Annotated in this window: 18 protein-coding genes; 10 read left to right on the forward strand and 8 right to left on the reverse strand. The window is 46.2% G+C overall.

The window, feature by feature from the left end; all coding sequences use genetic code 11:
- Positions 1-274: 274 nt before the first annotated feature.
- Both OP864_RS15180 and OP864_RS15185 read right to left on the reverse strand, forming a co-directional pair.
- Positions 275-1,297 (reverse strand): IMP dehydrogenase, encoded by a 1,023-nt coding sequence (locus tag OP864_RS15180; protein ID WP_270098995.1) that lies wholly within the window; start codon positions 1,295-1,297, stop codon positions 275-277.
- 85 nt (positions 1,298-1,382) lie between these two features.
- Positions 1,383-2,126, reverse strand: a complete 744-nt coding sequence (locus OP864_RS15185) for a leucine-rich repeat domain-containing protein (protein ID WP_270098996.1) — start codon at positions 2,124-2,126, stop codon at positions 1,383-1,385.
- Between the two features lie 228 nt (positions 2,127-2,354).
- Between OP864_RS15185 and OP864_RS15190 the strand changes: the two genes are divergently transcribed.
- Positions 2,355-2,891, forward strand: coding sequence for a hypothetical protein (locus OP864_RS15190; protein ID WP_270098997.1), 537 nt, complete (start codon positions 2,355-2,357; stop codon positions 2,889-2,891).
- Between the two features lie 278 nt (positions 2,892-3,169).
- A complete protein-coding gene (locus OP864_RS15195) occupies positions 3,170-3,562 on the forward strand; it encodes a hypothetical protein (protein ID WP_270098998.1) in 393 nt (130 codons plus the stop codon).
- Between the two features lie 58 nt (positions 3,563-3,620).
- Here the strand turns inward: OP864_RS15195 and OP864_RS15200 are convergent, their stop codons facing one another.
- The 3 genes from OP864_RS15200 to OP864_RS15210 form a co-directional block, all read right to left on the reverse strand.
- Entirely contained in the window at positions 3,621-3,986 is a 366-nt protein-coding gene (locus OP864_RS15200) for a phasin family protein (protein WP_050981184.1), read from the reverse strand.
- A 77-nt stretch (positions 3,987-4,063) separates the two neighbouring features.
- Positions 4,064-4,480, reverse strand: coding sequence for a phasin family protein (locus OP864_RS15205; RefSeq protein ID WP_270099001.1), 417 nt, complete (start codon positions 4,478-4,480; stop codon positions 4,064-4,066).
- A gap of 331 nt (positions 4,481-4,811) precedes the next feature.
- Positions 4,812-6,137, reverse strand: a complete 1,326-nt coding sequence (locus OP864_RS15210; RefSeq protein WP_270099002.1) for a TolC family protein — start codon at positions 6,135-6,137, stop codon at positions 4,812-4,814.
- 420 nt (positions 6,138-6,557) lie between these two features.
- On the opposite strand from OP864_RS15210, the gene OP864_RS15215 reads away from it, so the two are divergent.
- From OP864_RS15215 to OP864_RS15225, 3 genes are read left to right on the forward strand one after another with little or no spacing between them, the layout of a single operon-like run.
- Complete coding sequence (locus OP864_RS15215) at positions 6,558-7,775, forward strand: BaiN/RdsA family NAD(P)/FAD-dependent oxidoreductase (RefSeq protein ID WP_270099003.1); 1,218 nt, start codon at positions 6,558-6,560, stop codon at positions 7,773-7,775.
- 12 nt (positions 7,776-7,787) lie between these two features.
- Complete coding sequence (locus OP864_RS15220) at positions 7,788-8,924, forward strand: lipoprotein N-acyltransferase Lnb domain-containing protein (protein WP_270099004.1); 1,137 nt, start codon at positions 7,788-7,790, stop codon at positions 8,922-8,924.
- A gap of 21 nt (positions 8,925-8,945) precedes the next feature.
- Positions 8,946-9,917 carry an endonuclease/exonuclease/phosphatase family protein gene (locus OP864_RS15225; RefSeq protein ID WP_270099005.1) on the forward strand — a complete coding sequence of 324 codons (972 nt, stop codon included), beginning with the start codon at positions 8,946-8,948 and terminating at the stop codon, positions 9,915-9,917.
- 409 nt (positions 9,918-10,326) lie between these two features.
- Here OP864_RS15225 and OP864_RS15230 read toward each other — a convergent pair whose 3' ends face one another.
- Both OP864_RS15230 and OP864_RS15235 read right to left on the reverse strand, forming a co-directional pair.
- The gene (locus OP864_RS15230; protein WP_270099006.1) at positions 10,327-11,235 is read right to left on the reverse strand and encodes a WD40 repeat domain-containing protein; all 909 of its coding nucleotides are present in this window, start codon (positions 11,233-11,235) and stop codon (positions 10,327-10,329) included.
- A 202-nt stretch (positions 11,236-11,437) separates the two neighbouring features.
- Positions 11,438-12,460, reverse strand: coding sequence for a WG repeat-containing protein (locus tag OP864_RS15235; protein ID WP_270099007.1), 1,023 nt, complete (start codon positions 12,458-12,460; stop codon positions 11,438-11,440).
- Between the two features lie 107 nt (positions 12,461-12,567).
- Here OP864_RS15235 and OP864_RS15240 point away from each other — a divergent pair, with 107 nt between their 5' ends.
- From OP864_RS15240 to OP864_RS15260, 5 genes are all read left to right on the forward strand, one after another.
- On the forward strand, positions 12,568-14,061 hold the full coding sequence (locus OP864_RS15240; protein WP_270099008.1) for a DUF4836 family protein: 1,494 nt from the start codon (positions 12,568-12,570) through the stop codon (positions 14,059-14,061).
- A 161-nt stretch (positions 14,062-14,222) separates the two neighbouring features.
- Positions 14,223-15,752: a DUF4836 family protein gene (locus OP864_RS15245; protein ID WP_270099009.1), complete on the forward strand. Its 1,530-nt coding sequence runs from the start codon at positions 14,223-14,225 to the stop codon at positions 15,750-15,752.
- Between the two features lie 118 nt (positions 15,753-15,870).
- On the forward strand, positions 15,871-17,382 hold the full coding sequence (locus OP864_RS15250) for a lipopolysaccharide biosynthesis protein (RefSeq protein ID WP_270099010.1): 1,512 nt from the start codon (positions 15,871-15,873) through the stop codon (positions 17,380-17,382).
- 3 nt (positions 17,383-17,385) lie between these two features.
- A complete protein-coding gene (gene dut / locus OP864_RS15255; RefSeq protein WP_270099011.1) occupies positions 17,386-17,820 on the forward strand; it encodes a dUTP diphosphatase in 435 nt (144 codons plus the stop codon).
- Between the two features lie 280 nt (positions 17,821-18,100).
- On the forward strand, positions 18,101-19,105 hold the full coding sequence (locus OP864_RS15260) for a sugar phosphate nucleotidyltransferase (RefSeq protein ID WP_270099012.1): 1,005 nt from the start codon (positions 18,101-18,103) through the stop codon (positions 19,103-19,105).
- 245 nt (positions 19,106-19,350) lie between these two features.
- Here OP864_RS15260 and OP864_RS15265 read toward each other — a convergent pair whose 3' ends face one another.
- A complete protein-coding gene (locus OP864_RS15265) occupies positions 19,351-21,630 on the reverse strand; it encodes a leucine-rich repeat domain-containing protein (protein ID WP_270099013.1) in 2,280 nt (759 codons plus the stop codon).
- Between the last annotated feature and the right edge of the window lie 36 nt (positions 21,631-21,666).

The raw sequence follows: 21,666 nt of genomic DNA on the forward strand, positions 1-21,666 counted from the left end.
CAGAGAGCTAAGTTAAACTTATATTTTGGCAATAGTAGTTTTTTTGTTTTTTTTCTGACTTTTTGGGCCTTAGCTTCTCCTTGGACCAAACTATTTTTGGCCCATAGCCTGCCGAAGCGGAAAGCCAAGAGCAGCGCTTTGGAGATGAGCGGCCTAGCGATGGGGAGCAGTGCGGCGAAGCCGCAGACCGAGCCGCTGAAAGCGGCGAAGGGCCGAGCAGCCCTGCGAGCTGCGGACCGTAGCGCCGCAGCTTTGCTGCGGAGGCCCCAAAACATCATCTTTGGTCGGTAATCAGTTCTACTTGTCCGATAAAATCTTCTAGTTGGATTTTGCCGGTATAGCTCATGGCGGATTGCAGGTAGCTGCCCAAATTGAAGAGGAAATCGGGCAGTTGGTATTGCACTTTTTGGAGGCTTCGGCGGCCTTCTACGGCTCTTCTTCCGATTAGGCCTTGTTGGGCGGAGGCGGGGCGGCTGTGTAGGGCCTTATATTCTTTGTAGAGGGGCAGGCCTAGGCGGAAGGCTAGTTTGGCTAGTTTTTGAGAGAGGGGAATTTGTTTGAATAGATAGCTTTGGCCGGCGGATTCTAGGGCTTGATTGATCAGGCTGCCCATCATGACATAATCGGCTCCGCAGGCGAGGGCCATAATGGCATTGGCATAGGATCCGATGCCGCCATCGGCGATAATTTTGGGGGCTTTGGGCAGTTGTTGGGCCAATTTTCGGCTTTCGATAATGAGGGAGGCCAGCGGATAATGCACGCCAGTAAAGCTGCTGGTGCTACAGTTTCGGCCGCCGCCGATGCCTAGGCGCAGATAATCGACACCGGTTTCGGCTAGGCGCTCGAAGGTGCGGGGGTGGCCAATATTTCCGGCCATCAGCAGCATTTGTTGGCCATATTCTTTTTTGGCGGCTAGGCAGAGTTCATAGACTCGTTGGAGGTGGCCATTGGCGGTATCAATAAGGATGGCATGTTGTCGGTTGAGTTTTTTGCCGAGCACCAAAAACTCCTTATTAAACTCTTCGAGGTCCATGGCCAGAAAAAGCTGGCCCTTATACTGCTCTTGGAGGTCAAAAAAGTTGGGCGGCAAATTTTGGTAGCGGGGAAAGCAGACATTGAGGCCCTGTTCTAGAAAAAACTGATAATTTTGCTCGGCAACCACAGTAGACATAGGGGCGGCAAAAAACGGCAACTGGCCAGAAGCATAATGGGGAATGCAGTCTGTCCGGCTGTTTAGATGGGCCTCTAAAGCGGGTAAGATCATGAGATCGTCGTAGTGGTAAGCAGTTTTAATCATATCGTTTTTCTGGGGCTATTTTGGGCAAAGAAAAAGGCGCTAAGCCTTTTGCCTACCGCCTCTTAAAGAGAAGAGATAGCGCAACTTAGAAATAAATCTTGGTTTGGGGCAGGGCGGTTTTTATGGTCTCTATATCTTCAAGGGGTAGTTCATTATCGCTAAGGTCGAGCACCTTGAGCTGCTTGAGGGCCAGCAGGCCTTCGGGAATGCTATGCAGTTGATTTTCGTTGAGGTAGAGCTCTTCGAGCTGCTGAAAATTGGCCAAATTACTCGGGAGGCTTTGCAAATTGCACCAGGCCAAATTGAGCGTTTTGAGCCGCTTGCATTGGTCTAAGGCCGACAGACTTTCTACCGACAGACGATGATTGCCCTCCAAACTGAGCCACTCTAGCTGCTGAAGCTGTCCAAAATCTTGGGGCAGTTGCTCAATTTGAATGCGATGAATAAACAGGCGGCGCAAATTTTTAAGCTCCCGAAGCTCGGGCCAGATTTCCTGTATAGAAAGGGCGGGATTTTGCCCCAAATCGAGCTCTTCTAGCTTTTGTAGTTTTCTAAAGGTGGGCGGCAAATGCTCTAGGTTGTTATGGCCCAAATACAAAATGCGCAGCTCCTGCAATTCGGCAATGGCCTGAGGCAGCTGGCTATAGTCTAGTTTATAATAAAGATCTAGTTTCTTCACCTGATCGGCCTGCTTGAGGGCCGTCATCAAAGACTCAAAGGTCTGAAAATCATGGGAATTTTGCTCTTTGTCTCCAACAAAGCCAAATTCTTGGGCCTTTAGGGCCGAGAAGAAAGCAGAACAAAGCAGAAAACCGAAAAGTAGTCGCATCTGGAGAAAATGAAAAAAAATGTTAAAAAAAGCGTTTCATCGGGCCAGCTTTCTGCCTGACCTTAGCTAAATTTACAAAAAACTACTAGGGCGAAAAGCCCCAGCTAACTTTGGGCTTAGCTTTTGGCTGGGCTTAAAATTTAGCTAAACCGCAAATGCCCTATCTACCGCCCTTTTCTATTGGATCTAGCCCACTAGATTTAATCTAAACTTAACAAGCCTTTCGCTATGCTCTTTAGATTCTTCCTCCTTTTTCCGCTCTTTAGCTTAGGGCTGTCTTGCTACTTTTGTTGGGATTATTTGGCCCAATGGACCGGCGAGCTGATCAGCCTACAAATCTGGGGCATCCTGCTTTTTCTCCTCTTCCAACTTCCCCTGATGTTTTGGGCCTTCCGCCAACGCAAAAGAGAAAAGCTCAGCGCCGCTCAGGCCAATTGGAGCTATTGTTTGGGCATTTTGCATCTGCTGCCCCTGCTGCTTTATGGGAGCTGGGCCTTGCAAAGAACGGATTATATTTATTTGGTCCTACTAAATAATGGAACCGAAAAACTCGAGAATCTACAACTGCAGGGCTGTAGCCAAAACCAATTGCCTAGCTTGGCCGCTGGCGATAAACAGGCGGTCTGGATCCAAATCGAAACGGATTGCCATCTTCAGCTGTATTTCAATTGGGCCGGCCAAAGCAAGGATAGCCTATTGCTTGTACCTTACACCACTAGAGGACTGGGCGAGCGCCTAGATATTTCTATCAGCCCAAGTTTCTAAGTCCTTTCTTTTTTATTTTTTTGGGGCCCGCGGCCAGCTCGGCTTCGCCTCGGTCGGCCGCCGCTATGCTGCGCCGCTCGCAGGTCTGCTCGGCCCTGCGTCGCTTTGCTCCTGGGTCTGGCCTACGGCCACGGCTGCGCAGCGCTGGGCCAATTTCCGCCTAGCCCCTAATTATCTTTTTTAGTCTAAAGAGTAACTTATTTGGACTGACTTACGTATTATATATAGACGGTTAAGCTGTCACAACCCCCATTTTTTAATTTCAAATTTCCCCAATCATGAAAAACTTTTTAATTTACTTTATGGCCCTGCTCTTTCCCATATATTTATTGGGCCAAAATGAGCGCACCATCGTACAAACCTTTATCGATCCTTATGATCAGTTGGAGGTACAAACAGATTACACCCTAGAGGCCGAAGCTTGGCGAGAGGGTTATATCCGCCTTTATACCTATGTAAAAGTAGGAGATGAGCATGGCAATGTGCTCAAAAAGCTATTGGTTTTGGGCCGCTACGATTGGCAGATTAAGGGCCAAACGCTTTATATGCCAAAAATTGATAAACAGGTATTGCTCAATAACAAGCTTGTAGAAGAGGAGATCCGAATTAAGATCAACTACCCACAAAATATGCAATTGCTGTTGCCCGATAAGGGGCAGGGCGCCTTCTAAAGCAAAAGGGCTATCGGATTTTCCGATAGCCCTTCTTTTATATTTTGCAAATTGCAGCTTACTGCTCTTTGTCTTCTTCTGTTTTTGCTTTGGCTGCCTTGCGCTGAGCCTCTAGCTCTTTGGCCAACAAACCTAGTTTTACCTCTAGTGATTTTACTCGGCGTTCTAGCTTTTCATAAGCATCGCCTTGGGGCAAATTCAATTTGGCCAAGACGCCGTCAATCATATTTCTAAATCGTCCCTCGTAGTTTTCTCGGCTATATTCCGTATTCTTCACTACATCTTCTACTACCTTTTTTCCTTCTTCCTCAGATAGTTTTCCCTTAGATACTAGCTCATCAACTACATTTTGCAAACGCTCGGTGGTGCTCGCTACAATCCCTACTGCAGTGTAGAGAGTTTTGCGGACAATTTTCTCCATCATAACAAATTAAACTCTAATAGTAAATAAAAAGGGCCAACCGAAGCTGGCCCCACTGATTTTTGGTGATGCAGCTGTTGTTATACACGCTCGCTGCTCTCGCATTCCTCAGCCAATTCGGTATTGGCTTTTACTAGTTCGCTTAGGCGCTCTTCTAGGCGCTCAATGCGCTTTTCGATGCGCTCATGCTCATCGCCTTTGATGAAGTTGAAGCGCTCAATGGCATTTTCTACTAGTTTGCGCAAACGGCCCTCTAGTTCTTCTAGGCGGTTATGAGCTTGGCCAGGCTGAGCCTCATCGGCAACAGCTTCTCCCTCTACAGCTTCGCTTTCCCCTTCTTGGGGAGCTGCAGGAGCTTCTTGGTCCATAACTTCTTGCTCTTCTTGGTATTGTTTGCCTTTTTCTACAAGGTCATCAACAATGTCTTTGACCTTTTCGGTGGTGACAACGGCCAAACCAAGACCCGCTTGCATGGCCTTTTTAAATAGATCGTTCATAGGATTAGAATTTGACTTGATTTTTGGTGATTGTCCAGCTTTTTTACTGCTGACAGTACAAAGGTATTATAAAAATTCTACAATTCTAAACCCGATTTCTCAACTTTCGACTAAAAATAGAAATTAGGCATTTTGTTGAAAGTTTTTTATTTAAATCTATTTTCAAAATTTTTATTTTGTTTTTAAGGCCTTATTTTGGGTTTAATTAAAAATCAACTGTCTAGATAAATTAGGGTCAGATTTTAAGTCTTTTTAACAGTTTTTGGACGATAAAAGAGAGGGCGAGCCGCAAATTTGCGGCTCGCCCTTGTTGTTTGCCCTAAAGCCTGATTTAGCGTAAGAGTTGCCCTGAAAGCAAGAGCAGGTCAAATTCTGTTTGTTTGGCGCTCAAGAAGGCATTTTGCACATTATTGTAGGCTCTAATATAATTGATTTGGATGGTCCGATAATCAAAAAAGTTGAGCGTATTGGCCTTGAATCTTTCGCTAGCGATTTCCAGATTTCGGCTAGCGTTTTTTAGCAGTGTTTGGCTGAGGCTATAGGTCTGTCGTTGATTTTCATAGAGGGCCAGGACCGTTTTTAGGTTTTGGCCCAGCTGCTGTTCCAACTGAAGAATGCTCAAGCGGCTAATTTCTTGTCGAAGTTTGGCCAATTCTATAGCTCTTCTTTGCTTGCCGCCATTATATATATTATAGCTGAGGTTAATATTGAGGCCGCCAGATAGGGTCGTTCCTCCCTGCCAATCGTCAGCAATTTGGGGTTGCTTACCATTGATTTGCGTTAGGTTGAGTTGTTCGCTAATATTGGCGCCCAAACTTACCGTGGGCAAAAGGGCTGCCTCCTGAATAGAAATATCAATGGCTGAAGTTTGCTGGCGAATGCGTTCGCTGGCAATTTCTCGGTTACTTTGGAGGGCCACTTCTAAGAGGGAGTCAAAGGTGTAGCTAGGGAGTTCATAGCTCAATTCTGTGGGCAGGACAATCTCCTTGGCCGAGGCCCAATCTTGGCCCATAGCCAGGGCTAGGTTTTGCTGGGCATTTTCAAAAGTAGTGCGTTGGAGCATCCATTGAATAGAGTCGTTGAGGTAGGCATCTCGAATTTGGAGGAGGTCAAATTCTGTGGCTTGGCCATATTCTCTACGGGCTTCAATATAGCTAATCTTATCTTGAGAAAGGGCCAAGAGTTCTTGCTGCGACTTTAGGCGCTCTTGTTGAATTTGCGCATTGAAATAGGCCTTGGCCACCTGCTGGCTGATATTCTCCAAGCTACGGTTGGCCTCTGATTTGGCCAATTCTTCTTGTAGGCCCAAACGGTCTTTTGTTAGCCGAATGCGGCCGCCCTGATAAAGGGCCCACTGCAAATCTACCGCTGCAGTTCCGCCCGTTCCCAGCAACTGGGCCCCATTGAGAAAGGAGGTGGGGTTTTGTACATTACTGTAGCTATTGGCATTGCTTAGGCTAGCCGTAATTTGCGGATAGCGGCCCGCCTCGCCCCAATGGTTCTGCACGGCCGCAATTTTTTGGTTAGTGGCGGCAATTTTGGCCGTATAACTTTGCTCTAGCGCTTTTTGAATGGCATCTTCTAGACTTAAGACTTGCTGAGCCTCTAGGCCCAAAGCACTTATAAATACAAGCGCTGCAGTTAAATATACTTTCACGTTTAATGAGTTCGTAATGACGAAATAAGCCTTTGGCCTTTTAATGAGTTCACAAAAAAACTAAGTTAGTAGTTAGAAAACAAATGTACTGACATCTAGTTGGACTTAAGAAAGCATTAAAAATAGGAATGGGCCAATTCGCTCGCAGAACTGCCGCTTTTTATCGACTCTTGAGCGAGCGAAGCGAGCTGCCCGCTGGCCGAAGGCCAGTTTTTATGGCCTAGCGATGTGCAGCAGTGGCCCAAAGGGCCAGACCAAGCAAAATGAGCAAAGCGAATTTTTGCGCAGGGCCGAGCGAACAGCGAGCTGCGGAACGTAGCGCCCGCAGCTTTGCTGCGGGAGGCCCCAAAAAAACCGTAAAAAAAGCCTTAATCTTAGGGCAATCTTTGGGAAGCTTGTATTTTTGGCCAAAATGACAAAATGAAAGTATATATAGTTGGCGGCGGGGCTGCTGGTTTTTTTTCGGCCATACAGATTGCAGAAAACTGCCCAGAGGCGGAGGTGCATATTTTGGAGGCGGGGCAGCGTTTTTTGCAAAAAGTAAAGATTTCTGGGGGCGGGCGTTGCAATTTGACGCATGCTTGCTGGACGCCCAAGGAGCTGGTGAAGCATTATCCTAGAGGCGAAAAAGCCTTGCTGGGGCCTTTTCATCGCTTTGCTTGTGGCGATACGATGGATTGGTTTGAAAAGCGGGGCGTGCCGCTAAAAATTGAAAAGGATGGTCGGGTTTTTCCCCAATCTAATAGCTCGCAATCTATTGTAGATTGCCTGATGCAGGCGGCTGAGGCGGCTGGGGTGCAATTGCATTTGCAGCAGCGAGTAAGCCAAATTAAGCCTTTGGAAGAAGGCGGATATTTTTTAGCGACCAAAGCTGGGGCCGAGTACAAGGCCGATAAATTGGTTTTGGCTGCGGGCAGTAGTGCTCCAATTTGGGCAGTTTTGGCCGAAATGGGGTTGAATATCGTTCCGGCGGTGCCTTCTCTGTTTACTTTTAATTCCAAAGATTTTCGCTTCAAGGGCTTGCCGGGCCTATCGGTCCCTCAAGCCGAAGTAGAGGTATTGGGCCAAAAGAATTTGAAGGCTCGCGGTCCGCTTTTGATTACCCATTGGGGCTTGAGTGGTCCTGGTATTCTTCGCCTATCGGCCTGGGGCGCAAGAAAGTTGTTTGATCTAGATTACCGCTTTAGTTTGCGGGTAAATTGGTTGGGTTGGGAGCGCCAAACCCTAGCCGAAGAATTGCAATTGCTCAAAAAGGATTGGGCCAAAAAACAACTGAGCAAAACGAGTCCCTTTAGCGAAATTCCCAACCGCCTTTGGCGGCGCTTGCTCTATGCGGCAGGGATTAAGGAAGATAAAAGCTGGGCCAATTTGTCGAAAAAAGAATTATTGGCCCTAGAAGAAGAGCTGACGGCCTGCGAAATAAAAGTAGCGGGCAAATCGACTTTCAAAGATGAGTTTGTTACTGCTGGAGGTGTTGATTTGGACCAAATGAATTTTAAAACCTTTGAGACCAAAGCCTTTAAGGGCCTTTATATAGCTGGCGAATTGCTCAATATTGATGCGATTACGGGTGGGTTTAATTTTCAGGCGGCTTGGACGGGCGGTTGGAGCATTGGCCAAGATTTTCTCCCCAAATAAATAAGATTTCTTATGCGCATATTTTTTTCGCTTCTTTTTTTCTGCCTGTTTTCGAGCCTGAGTTTTGCGGCTCGCCCCCTTTCCGAATCAGCCAAATTTAGCTTGCTGACCTGTTCGCCTGGAACGGAGCTCTACAACTGTTTTGGGCATTCGGCCTTGCATTTGAGTGATCCTGCTAATGGCATCGAGCTGGTCTATAATTATGGGACCTTTGATTTTGATACGCCTAATTTTGGTCTAAAATTCATTCAGGGGAAATTGGAGTATGCCCTGAGTCGGGCCCCTTTTGGTCCCTTCATGCAAACCTATGTTTATGAGAAAAGGGGCGTTTATGAGCAAGAAATTTTACTTTCGGCAGAAAAAAAGCAGGCCTTATTTGATGCCCTAGAAGCGCGCTTCAATTCTCCGGACCGCTATTATATGTACGACTTTTTTTACGATAATTGCGCTACGCAAATCCGCGATTTGGGCCAGCTCCTTTATGCCGAAGATTTTATCTTGCCTCAGGCCGATAGCAGCCGCTCTTTCCGAAGCTATTTGGCGGAGTATACGGCTCCTTCTCCTTGGCTAGATTTGGGCATTAAGGTCATTTTGGGCCGAGGCGCCGACAAGCGCCCTTCGGTGAGCGAACAAATGTTTTTGCCCGATTATCTGGCCCAACATCTGAGCCATAGTCAAACGCCAGCGGGCCCATTTTTGGGCGAGAAAAAAGAGTTGTTGCCTTGGCCAGCAGCGCATCAAGAAAGCATCAAGGACCATTATCCATTTTTGCTTTTTACGCTTTTGGCGGCTTTGTTTTTTGCCATCGCCTTTGTTTTTCCCAATTATGCCTATGTTGCCGACCGTTTATTGCTAACAGTAGTGGGTTTGGCGGGGGCTTTTCTCTGCTTTATGTGGTGGGGCACCGATCATGCGGCCACCCAATGGAATCTCAATATTTTGTGGCTCTCGCCGCTCTATTTGCCCTTGCTTTTTGGCCTGAAAAAAGTGAAGACGAATAAATTTTTTGCCCTCCTTCACGGCCTTTTGCTACTGAGCTACCTTTTGGCTTTGCTCAATTGGTTAATTGCTTGGCAGGCTTATCCCTTGCCTTTATTGCCAATTTTTGCTTACCTTAGTTACCGCTTATATGTTTATAAATGGGCCTAATTTGCCCCTCAAAATATCGCCATGAGTAAAGAACTAAAAATCGGCAGTTTTAATCTGCTCAATCTACAGTTGCCCGAGCAGCCCTATTATAACCGTAGCTATACCTATGAAGAGTTTGAGAAAAAGCAGGCTTGGATTAGCCACCAGCTCAATAGCATGAAGGCCGATATTATTGGCTTTCAGGAGGTGTTCTCGGAGGAGGCCCTGAAAACGGTCATCCGCTCGAATCCCTATTACCGAGATTATCATATTGTGATGAGTGATCGCAAGGGCGGTTCTCCCGCCGTGGCTATTGCTAGCCGCTACCCAATTAAGGATTATGAAGTGATCCGGGAGTTTCCCGAGCAGTTGGAGGTAGACGGTTTGTTGATTCCTTTCAAGGAGTTTTCTCGCCCTTTGCTCAAATGCCAGATTGAATATGCTGATGGCCAAGATTTTCATGTGGTAGTGGCCCACCTTAAGTCGAAACGCCCCATGCTAGAAGACGGCGAGGACCGAGACGATCCCTTGGCGCAGGCCAAAGGCCAAGCCCGCGCCTTGCTCTTGCGGGCGGCAGAATCGGCAGCTGTACGCACGGTTTTGATGGAGGTTTTGGAAAACCGAGATTCGCCGGTGGTGGTGATTGGCGACCTCAACGATACGCATACGTCTGTGACCACCCGAATTATTTCTGGCGAGGCCCCTTTCCGCTACCTGCCCATGCACAAGAAGCGCAAAATCTGGGATGTTTTGCTTTATCATGCCAAAGATATTCAGGCCCGAAATTCTTATACCGATACCTATTATACGCATTTGCACAATGGGCATCATGAGGCTTTAGACCATATTATGGTGAGCCAGGAGCTGGTCCGAGAGAACCCCAATCACATCGGCCGAGTGACCATGGTCCGCACCTTTAACGACCATTTATTGGATGAAACGATCTCGGAGGAGCGCATTCCCAATTGGCAGTCTGACCATGCTCAGGTGGTGGTGCATATTGAAATGCGCTAGTTAAGGGAATAACCCCAGAAGAAAGGGACGAACTAGAAACTGCTCTAGTTGGTCCCTTTTTTTATTGTTTTTTGGGGCCTCCGCAGCAAAGCTGCGGCGCTACGTTTACTCCCTTCGGTCGTCGAACTGCGGACTAAAGTCCTTGTTGTCGCAGCTCGCTGCTTTTTTTGTGGGGCCTCCGCCTCGCTTCGCTCGTCGGCGCTACGTTTCGCAGCTCGCTATTCGCTCGGCCCTGCGCAAAAAAACAAGTTTTTTGCTTGGTCTGCGGCTGCGCCGCACTGCTGCACATCGCTAGGCCGTTTGGCCTTCGGCCAGCCTGCCACATCGGTTACTCCCTTCGGTCGTCGAACTGCGGACTAAAGTCCTTGTTGTGGCCGTTTGGCCTTCCGCCATGGCGGCTTTGCCGCTTTTAATCCGCGGCAATTTCTAGCAACTCCCAAACAATAATGCTGCGATCATCGGAGGCAGAGAGCAGGAGATGATCATTGGCCCAAAGCAGGGCATTAACCGAATTGATATGGCCACCACGGGGGGCATCGATCACCTTGAGCAGTCTAAAATCGGGCAGAGACCATATTTTGAGGGTTTTGTCTCGGCTGGCGCTAGCCAGGTAGCGGCTATTGGGCGAAATAGCGAGGTCATTTACCGTAAATAGGTGAGCGGCTTGGCTGGGAATTTCTTCTTTTTCCTTTTTGGTCCAGACTCTAAAAAAGGCATCTCGGCCAGCAGAGAGCAGATAATTGGGCGTTTGGGCCAGACAAAAAATAGAGGACTGATGGGCTTGGGGAATTTCCTTTTGGAGGCTAAAATCTTGGGCATCGAGAAAAAAGAGGTGGCCTTGGCTACCTGCGGCCACCAAAGTAGATTGATCTCTTATCAGGGAGAGTGCCCTTATACTTTTATGGCTGAGTTTCCAGCTAGCCTCTGGCCGAAACTTAGGGATAGACCAGCGAGAGAGTTGGCCATCTGCCCCAGCGCTAAGAAAAGAAGAGTTGGACCAAGGGAGCAAGGCAAAGACGCCCTTATCATGTCCTCTTCTTTGTTGGAGCAACTGTTTATTGGGATAGTCGATAAGATGAATATCTCCATGTTGGTCGCCTAAAAGGATACGATTTTCTTGTAGCAGGGCCATAGAAAAGATGGGCGCATCTAGTTGGGCCAAAACTTGGCCATCGCCTAGGGGAGAGAGGGGCCATTGGACCAGATAGCCATCGCCAGCGGCGGAGAAAACGCTTTGTTTATCGGGGGCCAATAAAAGAGAATAAATGGCTCCTTTATGGCCGAGCAATTGCTTTTTGCGAATGAGTTCTATGGGCATAACTGAGCAAATGAGTGATTAACAGATTAGGCAGAAAGAGTGGGCTAGGGGCGGGCTTGGCCCAGCGCTGCGCAGCCGTGGCGCGAAGCGCCAGACCCAGGAGCGAAGCGACGCAGGGCCGAGCAGAGAGCGAGCGGCGCAGCATAGCGGCGGCCGAGCTAGGCGGAGCCTAGCCGGCCGCGGGCCCCAAAAAATAAAAAGTCTAGTTACAATTTTCTACACATTGTCCAGACTTATCAATGTAAATCCATTTGTTTTCGCCTTGGCGCATCACCTTAGCCTTGCCGCCTCTGAAGGGGCCAGCAAACATAAATTGGTAAGGGATGACGACCTCTCCTTTGGGGTTGATATAGCCCCATTTTGCGTCCTCGATCGCCACATTGGCTAGGCCTTCATTGAAGGGGAGCTCGAGCGGATTGGGTTGGAAAAAGTTGACATTGAAGAACTTAGGTGCGATAACGATCTCTCCCTTTGTATTGAGAAAGCCCCATTTGCCCTCATAGACAAAGCCGAGCAGGCCTTGGCCCACGGGCGTGATCACATCATAAATGGGTTCGATGAGGATATTGCCATTGACATCGAGAATGCCGTGACGTCCTTTTTGTTCATCATAGTACATAATTGTGCCTTCAGAAACGGCGCCCAGGGCCATATAGGCGCAGGGAATAGTGAGTTGGCCCTCCTTATTGACTAGGCCATATTTACCGTCTTTGGCCACCACGGCATAGCCTTCATTGTAGCCCAAAAACTCATCGTATAATTCAGGATCTTTGGCGCTATTGGCCCCACAATTTACCTTTTGCAGGCTGAGGTCGCCGATAAAATCCTTGGTATTTCGGTTAATAATTTTGAGGCTATTGCCTTGGAAGGACCAAGTTTCATATTGGGTTTCCTTTTCATTGGTTCGGCGTTTAGATTGGCAAATAACCTCTACATCATAATTTCCATCCTTCATCTTTTTGCCTTGGATATCGACTTGGAAACGGTCATTGAATTGTTGGTTGATGCGGTAGCCAGAACCCGAGATGCGGTCATCGGAAACGGCAATATTCAATCTTTCTTCCCAATTTTTTTCAATGCTGTGGTAGCAGCCCTCTTTTGCGCTCTGAGGCTGATTGCTGCTAGCTTCTGTGCTATTTTCTCCCGCTGTATTTTGAGGGTTAGAACAGGCTGTTATACAAAAAAAAGCAATTAAGTAGACGAAAAGGTGGCATCTAAGATTCATTTTCTATATGTTTGTAACAGTTACATAAGTGGGGAATACGTAAGCCCCATTATTTTTTATCTAAAGAGGTATGCTAGCTATCTCTTTACACCTCAATATTATTTATAATGAAACAGCAATTATCGTTAATTTTTTTGGCATTTACCCTTGGAATCTTTGTTATTTCTTGTGGTGGTCGAAAACTTCAGCAGGACAGCTTGGCGCGTATTTCGGCCTCGGAGAAAGTCGTTTTTTCTCTAAACTGGCAGGCCTTGATGAGCAAGCTAGATGAGGACTTTTTGATGAAAGCGGGCAAAGGGAAGAGCAAAACAGAGGAGTTTATAAAAACGCTAAGAACGAAGCCAGAGCGCATTGGTTTTGCCAAGGGGCAGACTGCTTACGGCTATATTTCTTTGCCTGAGGGGCAGCAGCTTTGGACTTTGATAATTCCCTTGGCCAAGGTCGAGAAATTGAAAGCCTATATTGAAGGTAGCGATCGTTTTTCGCTAAAGAAAAAGGAGGGTTACCATTTATTGGAGAGCAGTGAGCCGCTAAATTATGCAGTAGGCTTTGACGAGGACCATCTTGTGCTTTCTTGGGGGGCTTTGTCTAAGTTGAATGCACATCTAAAGCAGTTTTTTGAGCAAAAGCCAGCCAACAGCATGGCCGATAATGCGAGTTTGAAAAAACTCTTCTCTAAAGGCGATGATGTTAAGGTTTGGTTGAGCAGTAAGGGCGTTTATGAGAGCTGGCAAGATAGTCCAAGCATGCAAGAGGACCTCATGATTTTAGGGCTTTTGGGAGTGACTTCTGAGGAATTTGCAGACAACAGTTTGGGCATCAGTCTAAACTTTGACCAAGGCCAACTAGCGGCTCAGCTAGGAGGCGACTACAGTGAAAAGCTAGAGCAGCTTTTTGGGCCAGTATTTAATGAGGGCATTGGCGAAGGTTTTCGGAATTTTATTCCCGCCAAGGATTATGCTGGGGGCATTGCCCTTTCTACGGACAGTGAGCAACTGAGTGAGTATTTAGCCGCAAGAGAGCTTCGTCCTCTTATTGATGAATTTTTAGCGGGAACCAGTATTAGTGGAGCCAACTTATTGGAGGCCATGACGGGGAATGTCGCCTGGCTTTCTTATGAGATTGAGGAAGCCTTTGTAGACAAGCTTCCGAGCTCTCTACTCATTATAGAGTTTAAGGATAAGGCGCATTTAGATAAGTTGGTGGACCAACTGGCTACGAACAACTTTTCGGTCGAGCGAGATCAGCACTTTATCAAGGCTCAGTATTCTTGGTTTCTGGATGTTATGCTAATTCAGCATGATAACTACCTCATCATTACCAACTATTTCTTTTTGGGCACAGCTATTAACGAGGGGCTGTCAAAAAGCGAGCTCTTGCCTAAAAAGCAGTATGAAAAATTGACTCAGGGAGCCTTTGCGCTAGACATTGTAAACGTCAAGCCCTATATGGATATATTTAAAGCCAATAATAGTTCGGCCTTATCTAAGGCTATTGAGCGCATTAGCTTTTCGGCCCAAGGCCGCCAAATGGAGCTTTTGCTTTTGGCAAAAGATAAAAAAACAAATGCTTTAGAACAGTTGATAAATCAAGTCAACTAACCCTGAAGGTGGGCTGCATTTAGCAGCCCGCCTTTTTTGTTTGCTATAAAATGAGGGAAGATATCCGTCAACTTCCTTATCTTTGAGGGGCAAAAGGGGGTTCCCCTGTATCTTATTTGTAGAAGTTCGAGCAGAACTTTTAAACCTCAATACTAATCATTATGAAACAACCACTATCTTTATTTGTTTTGGCCTTTGCCCTTGGCTTTTTTGTTATTTCTTGCGGAGGCGGCAAAGTGGACCAAGACAGCCTGAGCCGAATTCCGGCCTCAGAAAATGCTGTATTTTCTGTAAACTGGAAACAGCTTTTAGACAAGGCTGGGCCAGATCAGCTTTTGGCTTCGATTGAAAAGGCTAAGGCTGAATCTAAGGAGGAAGATGCTCAAATTCTCAAAGAGTTGATTCAGGACCCAGCTTCTAAGGGTTTGGATGTTAAGAAAAGTGCTTATGGCTACCTTTCTCTAGATGGAGAAGACCCTATGGGGACCGTGATGCTGCCTATTGCTAATGCAAAGAAATTTGAAGAATTTGTGGCGGCAAGCAAAACACTATCTACAGAAAAAAAAGAGGGCTATACCATCCTCAATTCAACAAAATCTAAAGGCGACAAAGATGTTGCTGTCGGTTTTGATGGGGCTTTTCTAGTGGTTTGTTGGGGGGAAGGCGATTTGTCTACTCGCCTAGCTAACTTTTTTGGAAAAAAACCCGAAAAATCTATGGCCAATAATGCCGACCTCAAAAGCTTGTTGAGCAAAGGCAATGATATCAACCTTTGGGTAAATAGTACTGGCCTTTATGATATGGCCAAAAAAGACCCTAGTAATCAACAGGCTGTAATGGGCCTGGCTTTTGTCGGCCTAGATAGCAAAAAACTAGATGATAACAACATTGGCATGAGCATGAACTTTGAAAATGGTAAAATGGTCATGAACGCCAAGGGGAACTTCAATGAAAAGCTAGAAAAAGAGTTTGGGAAACTTTTTGCCAAAGGAGTGAGCAAGGATTTCCGTCAGTTTATTCCCAAAACAGATTACATTGGTGCAGTTGCTCTTTCTTTGGATACAGAGGAACTATACAACTATTTAGAGGGCCGTGGATTGAGCGCTATGGCCGATATGCAAATGGCCAAAATGGGCCTAAATACTAAGGAGATTCTGGGCGGATTGACTGGAAACATTGTGGTGGCTTCTTATGAAAATAAAGGCAGCAACTTCCGTGAGCTTCCTTCTCTAACTATTGTAGAGCTTAAGGATCAGGCTATTATTGATAAACTAATGCAACTGGCCAAAAAGAATGGTTTGCCTTTGACTAAAAAAGACAACCGCATCTACTCAGAGAATATGCCTGAGGCAGGCACGCTTTTGCTCAAAGATAATTTTGCCATTTTCTCCAATAGTACTGCCCTATTAGAGCAAGTAGAAAAAGGTTTGGCTAGTGGCGACCAACTAGAGTCTGCTAAATTTAAAAAGCTTAGTGAAGGCTGGATGGCTGTTGACTTCAGCGATTTTCAACAGTATGCAAACTTTATGAATGCTCAACGCAATCCATTTGGAAGTAGCCAAAATGATACAGAACTGCTAAAGAGTGCTAGTATTAGCGCTAAAGGTAGCGATATCGAGTATGTGATGCAGACCAAAGATCAAAAAACCAATATTCTCAAGCAGCTAATGGAAAAAGAGGCTAATCAATAAAGGCTTTCTTTTTCTACTAGGGGCGGAGTGGCTTTTGCAGCTCCGCCTTTTTGTTTGCCCAAAAAGAACTACAGATCTCCAACAACTTCTTTATCTTTGGCCCTCAAATCATAGCAAATTGAGTGTACTAAAAAAATTAGCGGGCCAAACAGTAATCTATGGCCTGAGTAGCATCCTGAGCCGCCTTTTGTCCTTTGTCATCCTTACCCCTTATCTAACCTACAAGTTTGAGCGGGTTGATTTTGCCATACAAACGGACCTTTATGTTTGGGCGGCTTTTCTTTTGGTCCTGCTTACGCATCGGATGGAGACAGCCCTTTTTCGTTTTGGGGCCAAGGCCGAAGATCGAAATCAAGTGTTTCGAACAGCGGCCTTTTCAGTCCTTTTTCATACGGGCATTGTTTTGGGCAGCTTGGCACTTTTGGGGCCAAGTTTGGCCAGATGGCTGGCTTATCCAGAATTTACGCATTATGTTTACCTTATGCTGGGTATTATTGGTTTTGATGCCCTGATGGCCCTGCCTTTTGCCCGTTTGCGTCTGGCGGGAAAGGCAATACCCTTTGCGGCCCTGAAAATCTTAAATTTATTGATTTATTTGGGGGCTTTACTCTTCTTTTTAGAATTAGGACCAACTTTGGTCCAGTCGGGCAGCTTGGGCTCCGCCTATTGGTTTGACCCCAATTTGGGGATTGGCTATTTGTTTGTGGCCAATTTATTGGCCAATTTCATTTGCTTCCTTTTCCTTTTGCCACAGTATCGCTTTTTGCTGCAAAAGCCCAAGGGACAGCCTTATTTTGATCCCCAACTTTGGCAAAAGATGATGCGCTATGCGCTGCCGCTCATTCTTGCGGGCTTTGCTAGCATGATTAACGAATTGGCCGACCGAAGTTTGCTTAAGGTTTTGTTGCCAGGGACCATAGAGGAGCGCTTGGCCCAAATGGGGGTCTATTCTGCCGCCTATAAGCTGGCCGTTTTTATGAATCTCTTTACCCAAGCCTTTAATTATGCCGCCGAGCCTTTCTTTTTTAGGCAGGCCGCAGCCAAGCAAGATAAAGCCATTTATGCTCAGGTGGCCCGCTTGTTTACTTTGGTGGGCGCGCTGGCCTTTGTGGGCTTGGTCTGTTTTATGGACCTCATTCAGTACTTTTTGGGCCAAGATTTTAGAGCGGGGATTGGGGTGGTGCCCATCCTGCTTATGGCCAATCTCTTTTTGGGCCTCTATTACAATTTTGCTATCTGGTTCAAACTCTCTGACCGTACGCAATATGGCGCCTATATTGCCGTTTTGGGGGCGGGGATTACACTCACACTCAACTTTTTGCTCATTCCCGTTTTGGGCTATTGGGCCTCGGCTTGGGCCACTTTGGCCTGCTATTTTGCCATGAGCATGACGGCCTATTTTTTGGGCCAAAAGCACTACCCAATTCCCTATCCCCTGCAAAGCATCTTTTTTTATATCTTTGCAGCCCTCGGCAGCGTTTGTCTATTTTGGGGACTTCAGGCCTATCTGTTGCCCAGCGGCCCCATCCAATACATTTTTTCGGCCCTTTGCTGCCTTTTGTTCTTGGGCCTCGTCTTCTTAAAGGATCGGCGCTGGCTGTTGTCTATCTTCCGACCCAAATCTGCCTAACTTATGCAAGTAAAAATTATCAATCGCTCAAATTTTCCTTTGCCTAGCTACAAAACCTTGGGAAGCGCAGGCATGGACCTCCGAGCCAATATCGAAACGCCCATCCGCCTAGGCAGCCTAGAGCGGACTGTAGTGCCTACGGGCTTGTTTATAGAATTGCCCCAAGGCTATGAGGCGCAAGTGCGTCCCCGCTCTGGTTTGGCCCTCAAAAAAGGCCTTTCTGTTCCCAATGCTCCCGGCACTATTGATAGCGATTATCGTGGAGAAATTGGCGTGATCCTCGTCAATTTATCCAAGGACGAAATTGAAATTGCCCCCGGCGAACGCATTGCCCAGTTGGTGGTGGCCGCCTACCAAAAAATTAGCTGGCAGGCCGTAGAAAGTCTAGACCAAAGCGAAAGAGGTACAGGCGGTTTTGGTAGCACAGGCGTTCAATAAATACTTTTTAGTTCCCTGAAAAACTTACTATATTAGGCCGAAAATTTTTATGTTTTTTTGGGGCCCGCGGGCTGCGCCCGCCGCTACGCTCCGCAGCTCGCAAGCCTGCTCGGCCCTTCGGCCTGCGGCCTCGGTCTGCCGCTGCGCGGCACTGCTGCGCATCGCTGGGCCAGCTCAACCATATAGCGGGCTTTTGGCCGTTCGGCTCCGGCCGCTGGCCCAATATAACGCCCTTTCATCATCTTCAATTGATCTATTCTAGGAAATAAATTAAGCAAAAATGAAACTCATTATACCCATGGCGGGAAGAGGAACCCGCCTGCGTCCCCACTCAATTACTGTCCCTAAACCTTTGGTTGCTGTAGCCGGAAAGCCTATTGTGGCCCGCTTGGTAGAAGATTTGGCCAAAGCTTGCCCAGAACCCATTGACGAAATTGCTTTCATTATTGGCGATTTTGGCGAGCAGGTAGAAGAGGACCTCAAAGCCCTAGCCCAAAGCCTTGGCGCTAAGGGAAGCATTTATCAGCAAACAGAAAAGTTGGGCACCGCTCACGCTATTCTCTGTGCCAAAGAAAGTTTGCAAGGTCCAGTTATTGTCGCTTTTGCCGATACGCTCTTCCAATCGAATTTTAAACTCAATATGGAAGAAGATGGCCTGATTTGGGTCAAAAAAGTAGCCGACCCCTCTGCTTATGGCGTAGTAAAATTGGACCAATCTGGTTATGTAACCGACTTTGTCGAGAAGCCCAGCACTTTCGTTTCTGATTTGGCCATTGTAGGTATTTACTATTTCCAAAGTGCCGAAAACTTAGAGAAGGAACTCCAGTATCTAGTTGATAATAATATTATGGACCGAGGCGAGTACCAATTGACTAATGCCTTGGAAAATATGAAAACGAAGGGCCTCAAGTTCTCTACTAGCCGTATTGATGAGTGGTTGGATTGTGGCAACAAAAAAGCTGTGGTTCATGCTAATCAGCGGGTATTAGAGATTAAGGAGGATGCGGCCCAAATTGCTAGCGACTTGCAGCAATCGAATAGCGTAGTGATTCCGCCTTGCTTTATTGGGGAGGGCGTAGTTTTGGAAAATGCGGTAGTCGGTCCACATGCTTCTATTGGCAAGGGCAGCCTTATCCGCAATTCTATTGTCCAAAATAGCTTGATTCAAGAAAACTCTCAGGTAGAAGATGCTGTTTTGAGAGATACGATGCTAGGCGCACATGTAAAATACAAGGGCCAAGCACAAGCTTTGAGCTTGGGCGACTACTCAGAATATAGCTGCTAAGCAGCTATTTGGTCCAAAGAAAAGGGCGCTTGTCTGTTCACAGACAAGCGCCCTTTTTGCGTTCAGGCGGTTAGTTTGGTTTTGCCCGCTGGCCGCAGGCCAGTTTTTTTTGGCCTAGCGATGTGGAGCAGTGGCCGCAGGCCAGACCGAGCCGCTGAAAGCGGCGAAGGGCCGAGCGAGCAGCGAGCTGCGAAACGTAGCGCCGCAAGGCCGCAGGCCGCAGCGGAGGCCCCAAAATAGTCTTATCAATAAAGGTTGGACCGTTGGTATCTCCATTTTTTCTCCCAGCTTAATTTTTCCTCTTTGCTTAGTCCAGTCCCGAATAGAGGTAGTAACTGCAGCTTGGGTTGCAGTTGCTCAAACCCTTTTGGAAAAGCCTTGAAGTCTTTATTGTTACGGAGATCAAGATCCGTTAACAAGGTTAATTGAACGATACTTTTGGGTAGACTTTTAAGCTGGTTATTGTTGAGCGTCAACGTCTTTAAGGCCTTTAGTTGGCCAATGTTTTCGGGCAAACTTTGGAGCTGATTGTTATTTAAATGCAATTTTTGTAGTTGTGTTAGCTGCCCAATAGTTATGGGTAGTTCTTGGAGTTGATTATTACTCAAATATAGTTCTTGTAGTTGGGCTAGTTGTCCAATTGTTTTGGGCAGCTCTTGAAGTTGATTATTGTCTAGATGCAGCTCTTTTAACTGTTTTAGCTGTTCTATGTTTTTGGGCAGTTTTTGGATGCTACAGTGCTCTAACTGCAGTACTTCTAGCGTTTGAAGTTGGCCAATTTTGGGGCTCAGTTGCTGTAGATCTTTATTGTTGCTAAGCGTTAAAAACTGTAGTTTTTTTGCTTGAAATATAGATGAGGGTAACTCTTGAAGTAGGTTGTCGCTTAGGTTGAGGAGGGTCAACTGCTTCATTTTTTCAAGATTAAACTGAATTTGACGAACTAAATTATCCTGAATATTTAGGTATTTAATTTTCTTACAACTGCTTATTGTACTGGGTAACTTTTTGAGTTGATTATGGGCCAGGATCAGTAGTTTTAGTTTTTGAAGTTGGCCAATTTCAGGAGCCAAGCTGCTCAACTGATTCCCTTCGAGATTGAGATATTGCAACTTTCGGAGTTCGTAAAAGTTGGCTGGCAGCTCTTTCAGTTGGTTTTTGGAAAGCTGTAGGCCAGATAGCATTTGCAGTTGGCCAAAAGAGCTCGGCAGACGTTTGAGCTGACATTGCTCTAGATTTAACTGGCACAGTTCGCTGAGTTGGCCAAAGTCTTCGGGCAAGGCCTCTATTTGGCTCTGCTCTAAATCGAGGTATTCTAGGTCTTTAAATTGGCTTAGGGCTTGGGCATCTGAAGAAGAAAAAATGCGATTGCCTAGTTTTAAAATAAGCAAGCTTTTAGGAAATACCTCTAGACTTCTTGTTCTAAAAGCTTGAGCTTCGTAAGAGGCGTTGGCGCTAAAATAAAATAGTTTTTTCCAGACTTGATTGTCCCATTGCAAATCTGTATCATCCAAAACGAGCTGTTCTAGTTGGGGCCAAAGGGAATCGGCAAGTATTTTTTTGCTCTTGATTGAGGAGAGGTTGAGATAGCGCAGCTGTTCAAGGGGGATTAAAAAATCTAGGCTGATGCTGTCCTCGATACTAGCGCCTAAATTTAGATATTCTAACTCGCTAAGTTGGGCCAAAGCTTCAAAGGCTTTGGGATGATGCTCAATTTGACGGTATTTATACGGATTAGTATATTCTAAATTTAGAGCTTTGAGCTGCTTGAGTTGGGCCAAGGGGGCAAGTTTAGTGCAGCTACGCCTCGCCAAACTCAGGCGTTTAATATTGGCCAAAACAGAAAGGTCATCAGGCAAACTGTCTATGCGCAAAAAATCTAGATAGAGCGTATGTAGTTTGGGCGCTAAAGCCAATTCTTCAGGGATGTTATGAAACATATTGAAGCTAAGGCATAATTCTTCTAACTTAGTCAATTGCCCAAGAGCTTTATGCAGTTGTTGAAGCCTTCCGTAAGTTAAACTGAGAATCCGCAAGTTCTTTAGCTGTCCAATTTCTCGATGAAGTCGACTATTTTTTATGGAAATATTTAGCAATTCAATTTGTTCTTGCTCTAGTAGTTGGCTGGGTAAACCTAAAAGGAATGAAATCTCTCTATAATCAACAGGACCTAAGCTTTTTGCAGAAAAATCAAGTGCTTTAATCTCAGGCCCTAGTTCGTCTATCGTACGAGCCAAGGGCCAAAGTTCGCCCTCCAAACTACCAATATAAAACTTATCCCCATCTTGCAGCTCTAGATATCCTTTGAAGTTACTAGGCCAAATTTGATCAAATGTTTGCTTGAAAACAGGCTGCCCATTTAGATGAAATAGCTGCCTTTTACCTTGGGGTTGTTCTTTGATCCAGACTTGTTCTCCCCACTCTAATTCGATTAGATAATCATGCTGATTTGGCGTTTCGAATAGGCTGTAGGATTGCCCAAAAAGGGGAGCGCTCAGCAGTAAACAGAGGAATAAGAGTTGTTTCATCTTCTTTATTTTTTATGAGTTGAATCCTAAAGTTGC

This window comes from Saprospira grandis (assembly GCF_027594745.1).
Taxonomy (GTDB): Bacteria; Bacteroidota; Bacteroidia; order Chitinophagales; family Saprospiraceae; genus Saprospira; species Saprospira grandis.

Bases quoted from the DNA above. Each gene is read 5' to 3' on its own strand.
- OP864_RS15180 (WP_270098995.1), bottom strand. From the start codon at position 1,297: ATGATTAAAACTGCTTACCACTACGACGATCTCATGATCTTACCCGCT.
- OP864_RS15185 (WP_270098996.1), bottom strand. From the start codon at position 2,126: ATGCGACTACTTTTCGGTTTTCTGCTTTGTTCTGCTTTCTTCTCGGCC.
- OP864_RS15190 (WP_270098997.1), top strand. From the start codon at position 2,355: ATGCTCTTTAGATTCTTCCTCCTTTTTCCGCTCTTTAGCTTAGGGCTG.
- OP864_RS15195 (WP_270098998.1), top strand. From the start codon at position 3,170: ATGAAAAACTTTTTAATTTACTTTATGGCCCTGCTCTTTCCCATATAT.
- OP864_RS15200 (WP_050981184.1), bottom strand. From the start codon at position 3,986: ATGATGGAGAAAATTGTCCGCAAAACTCTCTACACTGCAGTAGGGATT.
- OP864_RS15205 (WP_270099001.1), bottom strand. From the start codon at position 4,480: ATGAACGATCTATTTAAAAAGGCCATGCAAGCGGGTCTTGGTTTGGCC.
- OP864_RS15215 (WP_270099003.1), top strand. From the start codon at position 6,558: ATGAAAGTATATATAGTTGGCGGCGGGGCTGCTGGTTTTTTTTCGGCC.
- OP864_RS15220 (WP_270099004.1), top strand. From the start codon at position 7,788: ATGCGCATATTTTTTTCGCTTCTTTTTTTCTGCCTGTTTTCGAGCCTG.
- OP864_RS15225 (WP_270099005.1), top strand. From the start codon at position 8,946: ATGAGTAAAGAACTAAAAATCGGCAGTTTTAATCTGCTCAATCTACAG.
- OP864_RS15230 (WP_270099006.1), bottom strand. From the start codon at position 11,235: ATGCCCATAGAACTCATTCGCAAAAAGCAATTGCTCGGCCATAAAGGA.
- OP864_RS15235 (WP_270099007.1), bottom strand. From the start codon at position 12,460: ATGAATCTTAGATGCCACCTTTTCGTCTACTTAATTGCTTTTTTTTGT.
- OP864_RS15240 (WP_270099008.1), top strand. From the start codon at position 12,568: ATGAAACAGCAATTATCGTTAATTTTTTTGGCATTTACCCTTGGAATC.
- OP864_RS15245 (WP_270099009.1), top strand. From the start codon at position 14,223: ATGAAACAACCACTATCTTTATTTGTTTTGGCCTTTGCCCTTGGCTTT.
- dut (WP_270099011.1), top strand. From the start codon at position 17,386: ATGCAAGTAAAAATTATCAATCGCTCAAATTTTCCTTTGCCTAGCTAC.
- OP864_RS15260 (WP_270099012.1), top strand. From the start codon at position 18,101: ATGAAACTCATTATACCCATGGCGGGAAGAGGAACCCGCCTGCGTCCC.
- OP864_RS15265 (WP_270099013.1), bottom strand. From the start codon at position 21,630: ATGAAACAACTCTTATTCCTCTGTTTACTGCTGAGCGCTCCCCTTTTT.